Raw genomic sequence first — 17613 nt, 5'->3', positions numbered from 1 at the left:
TCCTTACCAGCGGTAGCTGACGCTGCCCACGACGGTGCGATCGGTGCCCTGATTGCACGAGGTGGAAGAGCAGGTTGAGTAATAGTCTTTGTCGAACAGGTTGTTGACGTTGACTGCGGCGCTGACCCCTTTCAGCGAGCTGTTCAGCTGGCCGAGATCGTAGTGCACGGCGGCATCCACCACGGTGTAGGACGGCACGCGGATTGTGTTAGCGGAATCGGCCCAGGTTTTGTCCACGTAGCGCACGCCCGCGCCGATGCCGAGGCTGGCCAGCGGCCCCTGCTGGATGCTGTAGTCGCCCCACAGCGATGCCATCTGTTCCGGCAGTCCGGTCGGGGTTTTACCCACTAAACTCTCGTTGGCAGATTTGCTGTTTTCCAGATCGTTCCATGTGTAGCTGGCAATCACTTTAAACGCCGGTGTGATATTGGCGCTGGCGGATGCCTCGATACCTTTCGATGTTACCTGTCCGGTCTGGACGGTGTTTAGGGCGTTATTCGGGTCAGTGGTGGAGACGTTGTTCTGCTCCAGATCGAACCAGGCGAGGGTAAACAGGCCGTCGAAGCTTTCCGGTTGATACTTCACCCCGGCTTCAATTTGTTTACCGGTGGTCGGCTTAAAGGTGGCTCCGGTCAGCTTATTGGTGCCCAGTACCGGCGCGAATGAGGTGGTGTAGCTGACGTACGGGGCCACGCCGATATCGGTCAGCCACGTCAGTCCCGCACGCCAGGTGAAGTGATGATCGTTCTGATCGGTGCTGGTGTTGCTCACCCGGTTAGCCGTATGGACCGACGCCCAGTCCTCGCGGGCGGAGAGGTCGAGCATCAGTCTTTCGGCCAGTGCCAGCGTATTACTGAGATACACCCCGGTTTCATCGGCGGTCTGATAGGTGCTGGTGAACGTGGTCGCTGGCGTGGTGAAGCGCCCGCCGTAGGTCGGGTTGTAGATATCAACTGATGGCGCTGCCCCGTAGTTCAGGTAGTAATCCTCGCCGGTGCGGCGATAGGACACACCCACCACCGAGGTGCCGCGCACCGGGCCCGCATCCCATTCGGCCTTAAGGTTGTTATCCGTCGCCAGAATCTTGCCAATAATGCCGAACTGGTAGGCACTGCGTTTCAGCGTGCGCATATCCGTATCCAGGCCCGCGCCGGAATACGTCTGTGTCAGCAGGTCGGTATAGCTGTAGCGCGCGGCGGAATGCGCCGACCAGATATTATCGAAGCGGTGATCCAGCTCATAGCCGACGTTGAACTGGGTAATGTGGTTGTCGAGGTTACTGCCGTCGAGGTACTGGTTGCGCGGGATTTTTCCGTTCGGGTTGTTCAGCAGCGTACCGTAAATCGGCGTGTAGCTGCGCGGCGGGCCAAAGGTGTCGCGGCTGAATGAGGAGAGCAGCGTCAGCGAGGTATCGGTGTTTGGCTTCCAGCTCAGTGACGGTGCCAGATACATCGTGTCGTCCGGCACGTTGTTGAACTGGGTATTGCTGTCGCGGCCGACGCCAACGACGCGATAGAGCACGGATTTATCATCGGTCACCGGACCGGCGACATCAAACTGCCCCTGATAGCGGCCATGATTGCCCACCTGAACGCCCACTTCGTGGCGAGAATCTTCGGTGGGGCGTTTGCTGACGGCGTTGACCACGCCACCGGGTGAACCGCTGCCGTACATGAACCCGGCCGGGCCGCGCAGCACGTCGATGCTTTCCATACCGTAGGGCTGATAGCGAACGTAGGACTGTGCTGAAGTGGATCGCAGGCCGTCCAGCAGTGCGCCGTTCAGCGTGGCATCAAAGCCGCGAATGCTGAAGTAGTCAAAACGAGAGTTGATGGCCGACGTGGAGGTAAAAACGCCGGGTGTGTAGCGCAGCGCTTCGGTGGTGGTTTGCACATTACGGTCGGTCAGCTCATCGCGACCGATCACGCTCAGCGACTGCGGTGTGGCGACCACCGAGCTGTTGGTACGGCTGCCGGTTCGGCTCTGTTTTGCCACATAGCCTTCGTTCGGCTTTGCGCTGTCGTCGGCGGTCACCGTCAGCGTTTGTTCATCGGCGGGCTGCTGCGCCCGAAGTGTCGCTGACAAACCGAGCGTGGCAAGGGCCACGCAGGCGGCGATCGTTGAAAATTTATGTTTGTTATGGTCAGACACCAGAGCCTCCCCGGCTTTTCCTGTGAAATAAGCGCTGACTATTCTCGCCAGCGGGGGATTTTCGGCAACGCCGGAGGCTTTCGCTGGCGCGATTATTTCTTTCGATTTTTGATCGTGGTGATGGTCAATAAAGGCATGTTAATTATAAGGTTACCAAAAAAAGACTTTCGTCCTGAGGTGGACGACACGCGGTGAGGCTGGTAATGTGAGAATGAGAATCGATTTCATTAGTTGATTGCCACGCCTGGTGAAAACCCGCCTAAATTAACGGACAGTGCCATGAACAAGTTCAGCGACAGCGTGCCTGAAAGCGCGCTTCCTCTACCTGCAAGCCACGCCATGTTTGACGGCACCATTGCCATGAGCAGCGGTTCGCTACGACCTGAGAAAGACGAATGGTTACAGGAACAGCTAGTACCGGGTTTGAAGCTTATCGTCGTCGATCGCGGGGAGCTGCTTTGCGATCTGCCCGGCTCCGGCAGGCAGCACATCACCGGTCCCTGCGTTTGCGCGGTGTGGAATCAGCAGGAAGGGGAGAGCCGCCAGCGCTTCGAGCCTGGCCGACAGCTGGATTACACCACCATCGCCCTGACGCCCGCCGCCGTCGCCAGCCATATCGACAGTGAATTTCAACAGCAGCTGGAGGCGTCTTTTCAGTCCCGGCGCTTCAGCGGGCCGCGCCTGCTGGTGCTGGAGGCGTCCGCCACCATCAAATCGCTGCATGCCCAGGTGGCGACCTGCCCGATGCAGGGATTGTCCCGAGCGCTGTTTCTTTCCGGTAAGGCGCTGGAAATTATGGCCCATGCGCTGGATTCTTTGATCTCACGGCCGGTACAGGAAGCAGGTTCGCTGCGTCTGTCGAACAGCGATATCGACAAGCTGCATCTGGCGAGAAAGCTGCTGGCGGAACGCATGCTGAATCCGCCGACGCTGGCCGAACTGGCGCTGAGCGTAGGGTTCAACACCCGTAAGCTGACCGTCGGCTTCCGCTGTCAGTTCGGTGAAAGCGTGTTTGAGTATCTGCAAAATCTGCGGCTGGATACCGCGTGGCGGATGCTGACCGAAGGGGAAGTCAGCGTATCCACGGCGGCTTACAGCGTGGGCTACACCCCGGCGCATTTTTCCGTCGCCTTTCGCAAAAAATTTGGTGTTTCGCCAAAATCCCTGCGCGGATAGCGTACCTTTAGCTGAATTTCGCCCATCGACATTCATTTTTCTTGGTGGCGCTAAAATACCATCCCGCTATGTTTTAACCCTCTGAACAGGGTGATAAATAAGGGGAAGACGGTGGCTGGTGGAGAGAAAAGACGGTTAAAAACGCTGGTGGGCGCGAGCAGTGCGATTTATGCCGCTGCCGATTCACCGGTGACTTACGGCATCGATCGCGCCGTGGCGCTGGCAAAAATTGCCGAACGCGAAAAAATCACCGGGCTGTTTACCGCCGATCTGCTTCAAAGCGATCCTGCCGGGCTGGCGGGGATCACCGGTAGCCAGGACCCGATAGTCGTCCTGGCGGCGCTAAGCCAGGTGACGCGACAGATTGGCCTGATTGCCACCGTGACCACCACCTTTCAGCACCCTTACAATCTTGCCCGATTAATTGGCACGCTGGATCATATCAGTGGCGGTCGTGCAGGCTGGAACGCCGTCACCTCATCTGTCGGCGAGGAAAATTTTGGCGGCGGTGAACTGCCCTCGCCGGAAAGCCGCTACGCGCGCGCCACCGAATTTATTGAAGTGATCAACGCGCTTTTTGACGCTAATGATCCGGCTGCCGTTAGCAGACTGTCCAGCGGCGGTGCGAAAGTTGATCACACCAGGCTGCATCCGGCGAACTATCGCGGTGATTTCTTCCAGGTGGCCGGGCCACTAAACGTGCCGCCGCCGCCGCAGGGCCGACCGGTACAGTTCCAGGCCGGACAGTCGGAGGCCGGGATCACACTGGGTGCGCGCTATGCTGAGGTCATTTACACTTCGCAGCCTACGCTGAGTGCCGCACAGGCTTTTGTCAGCGACGTTCGACAGCGGGCGCAGGGTTTTGAACGACTTTCAGCGCCGTTGATTATGAACTCATTCCATTCGATCATCGGTGAAAATCCGGCGGACGTGGCGCGCAGGCTGGAGGAAAAGCACCAGCGCATCGATTATCAGCGTGGGAGACTGCGGCTGGCAGATATGCTAGGTGGCAACGTCGATCTACATAATTTGCCGCTGGATAGTGCGATTCCGCCCCATCTGCTGCCCGATCTGGCCAGTGTTAACCGGCGTCGCGGACGGGCGGAGATTTTCACCCGCTTTGCCCGCGAAGGGCAGACTCTGCGCCAGCTGATTATTGCCGCTGAGGAAACCGGGCACTGGTTTGTCGCAGGAACGCCGGAATCGCTGGCCGATGCGATAGAGGAGCGCTATCGCGCCGGGGTACTGGATGTGATTTCACTGCACGGTCTGGGCCAGCCGGACCAGCAGGATTTATTGCTGAATGGCCTGCTTCCCGAACTGCGCAAAAGGAAACTGCTGGACGAAGACTATTGCGGTGACGACTTCCGCAGCAGTCTGGAACTGCCGCCGCTGAAAGCGTGGCGCGGCGCGGTATAGTATTCTGGCGTTGCCGTGCGGTTGCAGAAAAGTCAGTTTGCAAGCACATCAATCTGCGGTGAAATAAAGCAGCAGGGCAGTTAACGATGTCGGTTCGACCAGCTTTTCTGCACCTGGTTTTCTCAGCAAAACGCGGCGGCCACGTTGCGCAGTTCCGCAAGGCCGCTGAGGTTTTTTCCCTGCACCAGATCCTGATTGATTTTCAGGATCACCGCTTTCACCACGTCCGAGACTTTGCTGAAATTTTGCTGCTGCATCAGGGCCGTCAGCTCTGCCATTTGTCGCGGGCTGATCTTCATCGACAGGCGTTTTGACGCTTTGGCCTGCGCCAGTTCGCTGCTTAACAGCGATTTCAGCTCCTCTTGCGCGTAGCGGCCGCGGGTCAGCGCATGCAGATAGTAGAGGATCAGCGTCTTGCTAAACTCCTCGCTAAGGGATTCGTCGATCTTCTGCGTAGCGACGTTAAGAATATCCAGAAAATGGGCCGGTAGTCTGACCTCCAGCGGCTGCCGGCTTTGATCAAACGCCTGTTTGATCTGCGGCGTGCACTGTGCCGGGACGGAAACTACCTGCTGGCAGCCGTCACAAACGGCGGCAAGAATATTTTTTACTGCGCCGTTGCGATCGCTAAAATCCACGTCGCGCAGCAGGTAGGTCGCCGTTGATTTACCGCAGTTGTGGCACAGGACGCTCCGTGTATCGCCTTCTTTCACAATCTTCATGATCGTTCTCCTGCTGTGCAGATATGTACGCTAATAAAAATGATGTCCGGTTCTATAAAAAAGAATTTCACATACCAGTGATAGCCCAGCCGCCATGGCTTCAGAACGTGAACATCAATACTGCTGTCCTGATGATGGGGTGAGCACTGGTACTGGTCCCCGGAAGTATGGGTGATTAATTCGATGACCCATTCTTCGCTAATTTGCCCGGTAGCAAACAGATTTTTGACATCAATATTGCCCCGGATTTGATGATCGTATGTTCCCTCGATGAGGCAGTTGATTGCTTTGCGTTTGACGTCCCTGAATCGCATCTTTCGGTTCCTATTATGTACGTAATCTGTCGTACTTGCAAGTGTGCTGAGTCAATATTGTTCAGGGCGAGGATAACGGGAGGAGGGGGAATGAAGCGCGCTGGTTTTGACATAAATTGTTAACAATCGAGGCCGTTCGCAAAACCCAGGTAAAGCCTGCAACGTATGGCGAAGTTTTTGGATTTAAATTCCAAAAATAAACTTCTGGGTAATATTTAAAACTGCTCTTTTGATAAAAATAATTCCGTTGCGGAATTGTTTACGGGTATTACTAAAATTAAATTGTTTTTTTATCTTATTTTTTTAGTTAAATTAATGTGCGTTTACTGTAAGTCTACGTAAATTTTATTGAGTGCTTTCGCAACACATTGAGGGATTATCATGGTTAATAAGCTAACCAGTATAGTCATCGCGATCGTCGGGATCGCCATGCTGTACATGGGAAGTCAGTTGCTGATGGTCGGGGGAACGCCGTTCTACGTCATTATGGCGCTGGGACTGTTGCTGACCGCAGTAACACTGTTTTTGAATAAAAAAATCGCGCTGTCTATCTATGCCGTACTGATGTGGATTGTCCTTGCATGGATGATTTATGAAGTGGGCTTTGATAAGTGGCAGTGGATTCCACGCGGCGACATCATTGGCCTGATTGGTCTGTGGCTGGCGATGCCGTGGGTGGTTCGCCCGCTGTATAAAGCACAGCAGGGCAGCCGCGCCCGCGGTTTCCATCCTTTCCTGGGGACCACCCTGATTCTGATCGTGGCCCTGGTCGTCGGCATGATGTTCTACGATCCGCTGCCGAAAGCGGGTGATATCACCAACGAGCGCAAACCTGTGCAGACCGAGCTGGCAAAAAATGACTGGTCAGCCTACGGCGGTACGACCGACGGCCTGCGTTTTTCCCAGTTAAACCAGATCACCAAAGATAACGTTAATAAACTGGACGTGGCCTGGACCTATCACACCGGTGACCTGCGCGATCCGGCCCAGGACGCCAGCGAATACACCTTCGAGGCGACGCCGCTGAAGGTGAATGGCGCACTGTATCTTTGTACGCCGCATAACGAAGTCCATGCGCTTAATCCGGAAACGGGCGAGCTGAAGTGGAAATATCAGCCGGCGAAAGATCCATCATATCTGCAGCAGCACCAGACCTGTCGCGGCGTGAGCTACTACGATGGTTCTGTGGCCCCGGCCGATACCACCGCAGCCAGCCCGGCAATCTGCCGTAAACGTATCTTCAATGCGACCACGGACGCACGTCTGGTGGCGCTGGATGCGGATACCGGCAAGCTGTGTGCTGACTTCGGCAACGGTGGCGTGGTGGATCTGCGTGCAAACATGGGCACCATCCGTCCACACGCGCTGATGCAGACGGCAGCACCGCTGGTAGCGGGTAATCTGGTGATTGTTGGCGGTTCCGTGATGGACAACGGCTACAACAGCGGCAACCCGTCAGGCGTGATCCGCGCCTATGACGTAGTTACTGGCCGTCTGGTGTGGAACTTTGACCCGGCTAACCCGGAGCTGACCCAGCCGATCGCTGCTGACGCAACCTATCCGCAGGATACGCCTGTTGCCTGGGGCACGCTGAGCGCCGACCTGAAAAACGGTCTGGTCTACGTGCCGTTTGGTAACGCGTCCCCGGATGAGCTGGGTATTGAGCGTAACGCCGACAGTAACACCGAGAAGTTCCGCGATACCCTGGTGGCGCTGGATCTGAAAACCGGTGAGTTCAAATGGCGCTTCCAGTCCTCTAAACACGATCTCTGGGACCGCGATAACCCGTCTCAGCCTTCGCTGTTGGATATCGACTATCAGGGCCAGAAACAGCCTGTCGTGATCCTGCCGACGAAAACCGGCAACCTGTTTGTCCTTAATCGCCTGACCGGCCAGCCGGTGTATCCGATTAATCAGGTGGATGTGTCTACGGAAGGCGGTGTGCCAGGCGAGAAATTCTCTGCCACTCAGCCAGTGTCAAAACTGAACTTCATTCCGGACCCGCTGACTGAAAAAGCGATGTGGGGCCTGACGCCGTTCGATCAGATGGCCTGCCGTATTGATTTCAAATCGCTGCGCTATGACGGTAATCCGTGGACGCCAGCGACCGAACGCGGTTCAATCGTCTTCCCGGGCAATATTGGCGTGTTCAACTGGGGTTCTGTGGCGGTCGATCCTGAGCGACAGATCCTGATTGCTTCACCGGTTCGTCTGGCCTATAAGTACAACCTGATCAAACGTACGCCAGAAACGGCCGACAAGCGCCTGTTCACCAAAGACGGTACGCCGTACTGGAACGAGAACTTCCAGGGTGACTACGCGATTCATATCCAGCAGCTCTCTTCAAGCCTGGGCATTCCGTGTATTGCTCCACCGTGGGGCCGCATGGTCGGTGTGGATCTGACGACGGGTAAAACCGAATGGCTGCGCCGTGTCGGCACCACTAAAAACCTGAACACCACCTTCCTGCCGGGCCGCTTCCCAATCGGTTTCCCGATGGGCATGGTGGCGCACGGTGGTCCACTGATCACGGCTGGTGATGTGGTGTTCCATGGCGCAACGGCGGATAACTTCTTCCGCGCCTACGACATCAACACCGGTGAACTGCTGTGGCAGACCGAGCTGCCGGCCGGTGGCCAGGCAACGCCTGCTACCTATATGGGTAGCGATAACAAACAGTACGTCGTTATCGCTGCGGGTGGTCACGGTTCGCTGGGCACCCAGCAGGGTGACAGCGTTGTTGCTTATCGTCTGAAGTAATTTTTTCAGGCAATATATACAGGCTCGTACAGCAATGTGCGGGCCTTTTTTAATATTAAAAACAATACGTTTTATTGACCTAATTACCTTCCGGGATGATCTCATGCTAAAGAAGTTAGCGTTCCCCCTGCTGTTAATCTGCTCGGGTTTTGCCAGTGCAGATGAATCGGACTTTCTCAAACCCCGCAATAACGACGCATTCGATAATTATATGTTGCAGGCCGCCCGCTTTGAGGCCGAGTTGTTTAAACATGATAAACCCTCCGCTTTCGACGCCTACTTTATCGGCCCGCTGAAACCCAGCGAGATCCGCGCCGCATACGAACGTAACGAACTGGCCGCTAAGAAGAAATACACCAATCACAGTATTCGTATTAAAGGGGAGATTAGCTCCATCAATGAAAATGCCTTTGGCAATGGCTATATCGTTGCCGTTGATAGTGTGTCGCAAGTGAGTGCCCTTGAGGGAATCCATTTGCAGATCAATAAAAACGATCCTGTTTACCTGGAGTTAGGTAAAGGCGACCGTATTGATGCCATTTGCCAGGTGGGCACCTATACGTTGGGGATACCGTCAATGAGCAAGTGTTTTTTGACATCATCCATGTTCCGGCCAGAAGTCTTTAATAATTTTACTCTCAATCTCATTGGCAATCCGTTGCTGAAAGCGAAAACCATCTCCGTTGAAAATATTGCCAAAATCAAAGTGCGCCCATTATTGAAGACGTTCATTGTTTACGCTTCAAGTTATAAAGATAACGAAGACGGGAACGAGCGGGCCTGTCGTAACGATGATGCCACCTGCGAGGCGGCCTTAATGCATAACATCGAAACGTCAACCAGTCGTTTTCCTGACGCTCATCAACAGGATTTCAACGCTCTGGGTGCGCGCTTGCGTGAGCTGTGGGAAAAGTAAGACAGCCGATCGGGTTCGCGGCAATCCGCGCTTTGTTCCTGGGCTCCTTCCTTCCCGGACATCAACCGGAGTCGCGGCGGCGACATTTTCCACTTGTTGAAATTTTTTGTTGTTGATGACGAAAAATGACGGTTTGCGCTGCGTGCTGCATGAGATTTATTATCAATGCATACATTGATACAGCATCTTAAATTTCACGCGGAAGGTAACGATTATGAAAAAGATTGGATTCCTGTCATTTGGTCACTGGACACCTTCACCTCAGTCCGGAACCCGTTCGGCCGCTGATGCGCTGCTGCAATCCATCGACCTGGCGGTCGCAGCTGAAGAGCTGGGTGCCGACGGTGCTTACTTCCGCGTGCATCACTTTGCCCGTCAGTTGAGCGCGCCGTTCCCGCTGCTGGCCGCTGTGGGTGCCAAAACCAAAAAAATTGAAATTGGTACTGGCGTGATCGATATGCGCTATGAGAACCCGCTGTATATGGCGGAAGATGCCGGTGCGGCCGATTTAATCTCCGGCGGACGCCTGCAGCTGGGCATCAGCCGTGGGTCCCCTGAGCAGGTCGTTGACGGCTGGCGCTATTTTGGCTTCCAGCCCGGCGAAGGTGAAACCGAAGCGGATATGGCGCGCCGCCATACCGAAGAGCTGCTGGACGTGCTGCGCGGTGAAGGCTTCGGTAAGCCGAACCCACAGCCAATGTTCCCGAACCCACCGGGACTGCTGCGGCTGGAACCTTACTCTGAAGGGCTGCGCGAGCGCATCTGGTGGGGCGCAGGCTCTAACGCTACCGCCGTCTGGGCGGCAAAGCTGGGCATGAACCTGCAAAGCTCAACGCTGAAGGATGATGAAACCGGCGAACCGTTCCATATCCAGCAGGCGAAACAGATCCGCGCCTACCGTGAAGCGTGGAAGGCGGCAGGGCACACCCGCGAGCCGCGCGTGTCGGTCAGCCGCAGCATCTTTGCGCTTATTAACGATATGGACCGCGCCTACTTCGGTAACAGCGGTGCAGAGGGCGACAAAGTGGGCTATCTGGATGAGAAAACCCGGGCGATCTTTGGCCGCAGCTATGCCGCCGAGCCGGACAAACTGATCAAGCTGCTTGAGAAGGATGAGGCGATTGCCGAAGCAGACACGCTGTTGCTGACCGTGCCAAACCAGCTTGGCGTGAACTATAACGTGCACGTGATTGAGTCGATTCTGAAGCACGTTGCGCCGGGCCTGGGCTGGAGAGCGTAATAACGTTGATTGCCGGGCTTGCAACGGCCCGGCAGAAAATACACGCTGGTTCAGCGTTCAGCGTTCAGCGTTCAGCGTTCAGAATAAATTTTTCGCCCCGGTCGGGAACTGTTCCGCCGGGGCGATGTGTTATCCCGCCTGCTATTTACCTATCTTCGACAGCATTTCCGGCCGCATAAATTTGTGGATAACCAGCATAAACAGTAAAGACGGCACCAGCAGAATCAGCGCGGTAATCGACGATATCTGGTAGTTGCCCGACATGCTGGCGTTAAACAGCAGCAGCGGCAGGGTGGAGATATCCGGCGCACCAACAAAAAAGGTGCCGGTAAACTCATCCAGCGATTCAAGGAAAACAAAAATGCTGGCGGCGATAATCCCCGGTGCCGCCTGCGGCAGCACGATATGCCAGAAGGTGTAAACGGGTCCGGCACCCAGATTACGCGAGGCGCGAGCCAGCAGCGGATCAACGGCGGCAAAGGCCGCTACGCAGATCCACACCGAATACATCAGACCGTGAACGCTGTGTACCAGCACTACGCCCGCAATCGTCCCGTTCAGTCCCCACTGATAGAACAGCCGCGCGATATTCATATACACCGTCAGATTGGGGAAAGCCTGAGGGATCAGGAACAGCAGCATAAACGCCACCCGCAGCGGCATCGCCCGGCGCGAGAGCGCATAGCCAGCCGGAATAGAAATCAGCAGGCACACCAGTACTGACAGCACGGCAATAAACACGCTGGTCAGCAGCGATCCCGAAACATCGCTGTACGGGCTGAACACCTGATGCCAGTATTTCAGTCCCCACTGGCTGGGCAGGCTGTGCGGGAAGAACCAGCTTTCCGCCACCGTCCAGATCAGCAGGTTAAGCAGCGGCCCAGCCATAATCAGCAGCATAAATACCAGCAGCAGCGTTTGCAGCGGCAGGCTGAGGCCAAATCGCCTGCGTTTTTTCAACGGAATTGCTGCATCTTTCAGGATAACGTCTTTCATGCTTCGCCTCCTTTCTGGCGCAGGCTGTGGCGCAGATAAAACCAGGACAGCGCGCCGCAGATCAGCAGCGATACCACGCCCAGCGCGTTAGCCACGGCGTAGTCACTGTAGGAATTCACCCGGAAGGCCATATCCACGGTGATCATCGTCGGCGTGCCGGTGCCGATCATCATTGGAACGGAAAGCACCGACATCATGGTGACGGTGGACAGTACCAGCGCCACGCCAATAGCCGGCAGCACCTGCGGCAGAATAATGTCAAACAGAATACGCGGGCGGGAAGCGCCCAGATTGCGTGCCGCCAGAATTTGCGGCTGATCCAGTGCGGCCATCGCGCCGCAAATCAGCAGAGTGGCAAACGCCAGTTGCTTCCAGACAAAGGTAATAATAATGCCCTTCCATCCCAGCCAGGAGACGGTTTCCAGCGGGGTCAGCAGGTCGGCGGAAACCAGCGCATTGTTCATCAGACCGTTCTTTGCCAGGAAGGTGCGCATCATCTGCGCGGCAACGATAAAGGGTATAAACAGCGGCAGGCGGTATAAAAACGCCAGCGTGCGCACAATCGGGCGGCAGGGCGATAAAGTAATCACCGCCGACAGCGTGATGGAGATCAGCGCCAGCAGGGCGACGGAAATCAGCACGATAATCAGCGTAAACAGAATATCGCCGGAATAGAGCGAGTAAACCTTACGGAAATGGTCGAAGGTGAATTCGTGTGCATCACGGGTAAAGGCGGCAATCAGCGAAAAACCGAGCGGATAGAGAAACAGCACGGCAATCATCAGCGCCGCCGGGGCGACCAGCAGCAAATATTTCAGCGAAATACGCATAGCAAACCTGACATCAGCAAATAGAAAAGCCCAGGGCGGCAGGCCGCACCTGAGCATCAGAAGTCAATCAGTTAGAAACCTGGCTCTCATAGCCTTCTTTGATGTCGTCAAAATACGGGGTGATAGGGAAGCTCTTACCGTATTCTGCCAGCGCCTGCGGGGAGATTTCAGCAAACAGCTTCTGCCACGTGGCCGCATCCAGCTTCGGTTTTACGTGCTCGGCATCAATGCCCGGATACCAGTTAAACTGCTTCACAATGCCTTCCGCCTGGATTTCCGGACTGGTGGCCAGTTCGATAAATTCCCGAGCCAGCTGCGGCTGTGCCGCTTTTGCTGGCGTGACGTAGTACATCGGCTGCCCCGGCATACCCGGTGCCAGCAGGGAAAGCTTGATGGACGGTGGCAGCTTGCCCTGATCTTTCCAGCTGTAGAACATATCCACCCACACCGGGCCCATGCTGATTTCACCACGGCTCAGCATATCCAGCGTTCCCGCGTTGCCCGGTGTAAAGGTCACGTTTTTGTTAAACGCCTTCAGCTTCTGCCAGGCTTCTCCCCAGTTTTTCTCCACGCCTTTGTCGTAAGGCAGGGAGGAGAGGCGCTGCGCATCGGTGCCGTAGGCGTAAATCCAGCCTGCGACAAAGCTGACGCCGGACATGCCGTTTTTAATACCGTTATAGCCGAACGCCTGCGGATTTTTTGCCGCCCAGGCAACCAGCTCATCGTAGGATGCCGGTGGCGTTTTCACCGTGTCGCTGTTCCAGGCGATGGCGGTCTGGCTTAAGAACATTGGCATGACGTAGCCGTCCACGTTGACACCCAGCGCGTTCTTAGCGTTGTCGGCGGTCACCATCGAGCCGGTTTTAATCTGCTGGCGATATTTCTCCAGCAGCCCTTTTTCCACCAGTTCGCCACCGGCTTTTTGATGCACCACGGCAACGTCGATATCCCAGGTTTTCGCGCCGCTTTCTTTCTGTGCGCTCAGCTTTTCAATGATTTTGTTCGATCCGGCATCGCCAGGACCAGTCCCCACAACCTGAACCTTAACCCCCGGATGCGCGGCTTCGAACTTCGGCCCCAGCCAGGTTTTAACGTAGTCCACCATATTCTGATCGCCCGCGGTGGCAACGTTCAGGATGGTGTCTGCCTGTGCGCCGTAGCTCAAAAACAGGGCAACAACAACGGCCGCTTTGCTTTTAGTAAACATGGTTTTTCCCCAGGATGAAAACGATGGAATTAACGAACATGAGATGAAGTAAAAACGTGCAGTGCCGAAGCCGGAACGTGCAGTCTGACCGGCGTTTGCGGCGGCCAGCAGATACCGGCATCTGCCAGCAGCAGATGGTTATTACAGCGCACGCTGTGGCGATATAAATTGCCCAGGAACGCGCTTTGCTCAACGACGCCCTCAACGGTCAGCCCGCTGTCTTGCGGCGTGCAATTTAATTCAGACAGACCGGCATCGGCACTGCGGAAATAAACGGTTTGCTGCTGACTGGAGGCCGATAAATCATTGCCGTTAATATGCAGAGCCATGTCTGCACTGGCCTGAATATCGTTGAAGGATAATTTGTTATCGGCACCCATAAAATCGGCGACGAACGGTGTCGCGGGGCGTTGATAAATATCTTCCGGCGTACCAATTTGTTCAATTTTTCCCTGATTTAATACCGCGATGCGGTCGGCCATCACCAGCGCTTCCTGCTGATCGTGGGTGACAATTAATGAGGTAAAGCCCAGTTTCTTTTGCAGCGCTTTTATTTCATGGCGCACGTTAAGGCGGACTTTGGCATCCAGATTGGATAACGGTTCGTCCAGCACCAGCACGTCCGGTTCAATGGCCAGCGCCCGTGCCAGTGCCACGCGCTGCCGCTGGCCGCCGGACAGTTCGGTCACTTTCATCTCCGCCAGGCCGCTTAAATTCACGATGTGCAGCAGTTCGTTGACCCGGCGGTCAATATCATCACGCCGCCATTTCCGCAGTTTCAGGCCGTAGCCGATATTTTTTGCTACCGTCAGATGCGGCCAAAGCGCATAGCTTTGAAACACCATGGTGATATTGCGCTGTTCCGGGGCGCTGTGGGTAATATCTCTGCCGGCAATCGAAATATCGCCAGAATTCACGTTAATAAATCCACACAGCGCATTTAATAAGGTGGTTTTACCGCAGCCGGACGGGCCGAGCAGGGCAATCATTTCGCCTTTCTCTACGGCCAGATCGATATTATGCAGCACCACTTTTTCACCGTAGCTGATTTTCAGCCGGGAGATGTTTAAATAACTCATGTCCGTTTCCGCAATCTCTGTTTGCTGGCATTTTTTTGCTTCTGTGAACACGTGTTCATCTTGATGTAAAAAAAATGCAATGTTGGCTCGACATTATGTGAGCCTACTTTGTCGTGTCTTTGTGACAATTTAATTAAGGGCGAAAACTTTTTTGCGAGGGAACCCGTTTTGACACCGTCGTTACGTAAGCAGAGCGTTACCGCTCAGGACGTTGCCCGCCGCGCGGGTGTTTCGCGTGCGGTGGTTTCCCGCGCGTTGAGCAACAACGGCAGTATCTCGCCGGAAGCCAGGGAACGGGTGCTGCGCGCCGCAGAAGAGCTAGGCTATCAGGTGAATTTTCTGGCTCAGGGGCTGAACCGGCGACGCAGCCATCTGATCGGGGTGATTGTTTCGCGCATTGGCGATCCGTTTCGCAGCAGCCTGCTGGACGGGCTGCTCAGTGAAATTCAGCGGCGCGGCTTTCAGGCGCTGGTGGCCGAAATCCGCAGTGAAGCGGATCTGGCCGAAACGCTGCGCCGCTTCACGCAGTTTCGGGTATCAGGCGTGATCGTCACTTCCGGTAAGCCGCCGGAAGCGCTGGTGAATGAATGCGTCGAACAACAGATCCCGGTGGTGGGCATTAACCGCCAGCCGGATATCCCGTTTGTGGATTACGTTTGCTCGGATAACGCTGCGGGCGCAATCCTTGCGGCGGAACAGCTGTATCGGGCCGGTTGCCGACGATTTGGCTGGTTAAATAATCAGGATTCCACCTGGGCGGGCAGGATGCGCGGTGAAGCATTCCGGCTGGCACTGGCCGATCTGGGCATTGATACCGAATGTGATTTACTGCCGCTGATCGCGCCGGAAGAGGGCTATGACGGTGGGTTGCGGGCAGCTGCAGGGCAGGACGTTGACTCACTGGGTGTCTTTTGCGCGAACGCGCAGCTGGCGCTGGGTTTTCTTGACGGTATGAAACAGCGTGGCAGGCAGGCCCCGGAAGATTTTCAGCTGATCGGTTTCGACAACACGCCGCAGACCGCGCAGTTTAGTTATCAGCTCACCACACTGCATCAGGACGTCGCTGAAATTGCCCATCAGGCTCTCGCCTGTCTGCTGGAAAGAGCCAGCGACCCACAACGACCTTCACGTACCCTCTGGGTGAAGGTGGCACTTATTCACCGGCGCACGTCGCCATCCATCATATAAGGGCAAGGCATGACCGAAGAGCAGCAACAGTCATTGTGTACGTTGATTCGACAACTGGGTAAGCAGGCGCAGGTGCTGCGGGATGCGGGGCTAAAAGTTGACAAAAAGGCCCGCCAGGATTTTGTTTCCCATGCGGATCTGTTTGTGGAAGAGGAAATCAAAGGGTGGCTGCAGGCGCATCGGCCTGAAGACGGTTTTCTCGGTGAAGAGAGCGGCCTGCAGGGCGGGGAACAGGGGATCTGGGTAATCGATCCGATTGACGGCACCACTAACTATATTCTTGGTATGGATTACTGGTGCATCTCACTGGCTTACGTCCGCAAGAATGTCATCGAGATGGGGATTATTTACGCGCCGGATCGCGATGAGTTTTTCTTCTCCCGCCGCGGGCAGGGCGCTTTCCTCAATGAGAAACGATTGCGCCTGCGTGAGCCGGATGCAGAGGCGGTGGTCGTGGGGCTGAGTCGCTCCAGCCGCGCGCCGGTGGAAAGCTACAGCCGCACCATTGACGTGCTGCTTAACGCTGGCATTGAGTATCGTCGCTTCGGGGCGGGGGCGCTGATGCTGGCACATGTCGCCGCCGGGCAGGTACATGCCTACTACGAAGAGCATATGAACAGCTGGGATGCGCTGGCGGGAATGCTGCTGATTGAAGAAGCGGGAGGGAAAAGTAATGCGTTTCTTGAAGACAACGGCCTGCTGAATGGAAACCTGGTGCTGACGGGCTGTGTTGATGTGCAGCAGCGGCTTGCCAGACTGCTGCACACGGGATAATCAAACGCGGGTTATTCCTTCTGCGCCTGAATGCCGGCGGCGATTTTCTGGGGATCGAATTCGTATTTATTGATCGCTGCCGCCAGCCATTCTGCATCGGTCATTGAGTCACTTCGCTCAATAATGACAAGGAAGCTGGCCATTGGAGTGTTGAACGAGGTGCCGTTTACATAGACCGGCACCGTGCCGCTCGGGGTGTTGGTAAGGCGGAACAGCGGCTTTTGATTCTGGTCAACGCACCAGTTTTCGATCAGCCGCGCGTTCTGGTTGTAGCAATACTTCACCACCATCGGATAGAGATAGCGCTCCATATTCAGGTAAACGCCACCGCCCGGAAACGGCATGCGGGTTTGGGTACTGTAATTTTTTTCAAAATATTCAATTGCACCGCCTTTCTTTTCATTCCCCAATTTCAGCGAGCAAGAACACAGTAAAAAGCTAAGGATTAAAACAGAAAAAATTTTCATAAATAATGACGTCTCTTCAATAAAACTGCGTATCGTCCATAAAATTCCCGGCCTTAAGGCGAGCGGAAATATCCCGCTACCTGAAGGCAGAAAAGGTATTATTGAAATGTTTTGGATTGTATTTTAATTGTGCAAAGTGGTTGCGCGGCAGGCTTTCACTTAAACCACGTAAATGTAATGGGTTCTCCTTAATGCGTTTTCTCGTAGTGAGGGGTATGCCCGATCTTTGAATTAGTCTGGTGAAATTAGGTTATTACGTTGACTGAGTCAGAGATTCGGCGTCATTGTACAGAAAATCAATCGCGGTTAAAGCTAAATGTAAATATATGTTTAACCGACGTTGTACATTAGTACCAGTGGGTAATAGAAACACG

15 protein-coding genes are annotated in these 17613 nt (G+C 55.1%); 7 read left to right on the top strand and 8 right to left on the bottom strand.

The features are described from left to right. Positions 1-3 precede the first annotated feature (3 nt). Positions 4-2151, bottom strand: a complete 2148-nt coding sequence (locus IBT46_RS04320; RefSeq protein WP_200544302.1) for a TonB-dependent siderophore receptor — start codon at positions 2149-2151, stop codon at positions 4-6. A gap of 279 nt (positions 2152-2430) precedes the next feature. On the opposite strand from IBT46_RS04320, the gene IBT46_RS04315 reads away from it, so the two are divergent. Together IBT46_RS04315 and IBT46_RS04310 are read left to right on the top strand one after the other, a co-directional pair. Continuing rightward, positions 2431-3327: an AraC family transcriptional regulator gene (locus tag IBT46_RS04315; protein WP_200544300.1), complete on the top strand. Its 897-nt coding sequence runs from the start codon at positions 2431-2433 to the stop codon at positions 3325-3327. Positions 3328-3438: 111 nt separating this feature from the next. Next, entirely contained in the window at positions 3439-4746 is a 1308-nt protein-coding gene (locus IBT46_RS04310) for an NtaA/DmoA family FMN-dependent monooxygenase (protein ID WP_200544299.1), read from the top strand. A 122-nt stretch (positions 4747-4868) separates the two neighbouring features. Here IBT46_RS04310 and IBT46_RS04305 read toward each other — a convergent pair whose 3' ends face one another. Together IBT46_RS04305 and IBT46_RS04300 are read right to left on the bottom strand one after the other, a co-directional pair. Next, a complete protein-coding gene (locus IBT46_RS04305; RefSeq protein ID WP_200544297.1) occupies positions 4869-5468 on the bottom strand; it encodes a hypothetical protein in 600 nt (199 codons plus the stop codon). Next, on the bottom strand, positions 5465-5782 hold the full coding sequence (locus tag IBT46_RS04300; protein WP_200544295.1) for a hypothetical protein: 318 nt from the start codon (positions 5780-5782) through the stop codon (positions 5465-5467). The genes IBT46_RS04305 and IBT46_RS04300 overlap by 4 nt, the downstream gene beginning before the upstream one ends. A gap of 381 nt (positions 5783-6163) precedes the next feature. Here IBT46_RS04300 and IBT46_RS04295 point away from each other — a divergent pair, with 381 nt between their 5' ends. The 3 genes from IBT46_RS04295 (at position 6164) to IBT46_RS04285 (ending at position 10698) form a co-directional block, all read left to right on the top strand. Beyond that, the gene (locus IBT46_RS04295; RefSeq protein ID WP_200544293.1) at positions 6164-8542 is read left to right on the top strand and encodes a membrane-bound PQQ-dependent dehydrogenase, glucose/quinate/shikimate family; all 2379 of its coding nucleotides are present in this window, start codon (positions 6164-6166) and stop codon (positions 8540-8542) included. Positions 8543-8645: 103 nt separating this feature from the next. Then, a complete protein-coding gene (locus IBT46_RS04290; protein ID WP_200544292.1) occupies positions 8646-9458 on the top strand; it encodes a hypothetical protein in 813 nt (270 codons plus the stop codon). Positions 9459-9672: 214 nt separating this feature from the next. Further along, complete coding sequence (locus IBT46_RS04285) at positions 9673-10698, top strand: LLM class flavin-dependent oxidoreductase (protein WP_200544290.1); 1026 nt, start codon at positions 9673-9675, stop codon at positions 10696-10698. 141 nt (positions 10699-10839) lie between these two features. Here IBT46_RS04285 and IBT46_RS04280 read toward each other — a convergent pair whose 3' ends face one another. The 4 genes from IBT46_RS04280 to IBT46_RS04265 all read right to left on the bottom strand — a co-directional run bounded on the left by IBT46_RS04280 (position 10840) and on the right by IBT46_RS04265 (position 14810). Continuing rightward, on the bottom strand, positions 10840-11694 hold the full coding sequence (locus tag IBT46_RS04280; RefSeq protein WP_200544288.1) for an ABC transporter permease: 855 nt from the start codon (positions 11692-11694) through the stop codon (positions 10840-10842). Then, positions 11691-12524, bottom strand: a complete 834-nt coding sequence (locus IBT46_RS04275; protein ID WP_200544286.1) for an ABC transporter permease — start codon at positions 12522-12524, stop codon at positions 11691-11693. Before IBT46_RS04275 ends, IBT46_RS04280 begins: the two co-directional genes overlap by 4 nt. A 67-nt stretch (positions 12525-12591) precedes the next feature. Continuing rightward, positions 12592-13731, bottom strand: coding sequence for an extracellular solute-binding protein (locus IBT46_RS04270; RefSeq protein WP_200544283.1), 1140 nt, complete (start codon positions 13729-13731; stop codon positions 12592-12594). 29 nt (positions 13732-13760) lie between these two features. After that, entirely contained in the window at positions 13761-14810 is a 1050-nt protein-coding gene (locus IBT46_RS04265; RefSeq protein WP_200544282.1) for an ABC transporter ATP-binding protein, read from the bottom strand. Positions 14811-14978: 168 nt separating this feature from the next. On the opposite strand from IBT46_RS04265, the gene IBT46_RS04260 reads away from it, so the two are divergent. Then, entirely contained in the window at positions 14979-15998 is a 1020-nt protein-coding gene (locus IBT46_RS04260) for a LacI family DNA-binding transcriptional regulator (RefSeq protein WP_200544280.1), read from the top strand. Between the two features lie 9 nt (positions 15999-16007). Continuing rightward, positions 16008-16772, top strand: a complete 765-nt coding sequence (locus IBT46_RS04255) for an inositol monophosphatase (protein ID WP_200544278.1) — start codon at positions 16008-16010, stop codon at positions 16770-16772. 11 nt (positions 16773-16783) lie between these two features. Here IBT46_RS04255 and IBT46_RS04250 read toward each other — a convergent pair whose 3' ends face one another. Next, entirely contained in the window at positions 16784-17116 is a 333-nt protein-coding gene (locus IBT46_RS04250; protein WP_200544276.1) for a hypothetical protein, read from the bottom strand. Positions 17117-17613 lie beyond the last annotated feature (497 nt).

This window comes from Erwinia sp. S38 (genome assembly GCF_016624545.1).
GTDB classification, from domain to species: Bacteria; Pseudomonadota; Gammaproteobacteria; order Enterobacterales; family Enterobacteriaceae; genus Erwinia; species Erwinia coffeiphila.
The sequence above is the reverse complement of the archived record's forward strand: the minus strand, read 5'-3'. Positions and strand labels throughout refer to the sequence as shown.

Coding starts and splice junctions, on each gene's coding strand:
- IBT46_RS04315 (WP_200544300.1), top strand. CDS start 2,431: ATGAACAAGTTCAGCGACAGCGTGCCTGAAAGCGCGCTTCCTCTACCT.
- IBT46_RS04280 (WP_200544288.1), bottom strand. CDS start 11,694: ATGAAAGACGTTATCCTGAAAGATGCAGCAATTCCGTTGAAAAAACGC.
- IBT46_RS04265 (WP_200544282.1), bottom strand. CDS start 14,810: ATGAGTTATTTAAACATCTCCCGGCTGAAAATCAGCTACGGTGAAAAA.
- IBT46_RS04295 (WP_200544293.1), top strand. CDS start 6,164: ATGGTTAATAAGCTAACCAGTATAGTCATCGCGATCGTCGGGATCGCC.
- IBT46_RS04290 (WP_200544292.1), top strand. CDS start 8,646: ATGCTAAAGAAGTTAGCGTTCCCCCTGCTGTTAATCTGCTCGGGTTTT.
- IBT46_RS04285 (WP_200544290.1), top strand. CDS start 9,673: ATGAAAAAGATTGGATTCCTGTCATTTGGTCACTGGACACCTTCACCT.
- IBT46_RS04250 (WP_200544276.1), bottom strand. CDS start 17,116: ATGCCGTTTCCGGGCGGTGGCGTTTACCTGAATATGGAGCGCTATCTC.
- IBT46_RS04300 (WP_200544295.1), bottom strand. CDS start 5,782: ATGCGATTCAGGGACGTCAAACGCAAAGCAATCAACTGCCTCATCGAG.
- IBT46_RS04255 (WP_200544278.1), top strand. CDS start 16,008: ATGACCGAAGAGCAGCAACAGTCATTGTGTACGTTGATTCGACAACTG.
- IBT46_RS04270 (WP_200544283.1), bottom strand. CDS start 13,731: ATGTTTACTAAAAGCAAAGCGGCCGTTGTTGTTGCCCTGTTTTTGAGC.
- IBT46_RS04305 (WP_200544297.1), bottom strand. CDS start 5,468: ATGAAGATTGTGAAAGAAGGCGATACACGGAGCGTCCTGTGCCACAAC.
- IBT46_RS04275 (WP_200544286.1), bottom strand. CDS start 12,524: ATGCGTATTTCGCTGAAATATTTGCTGCTGGTCGCCCCGGCGGCGCTG.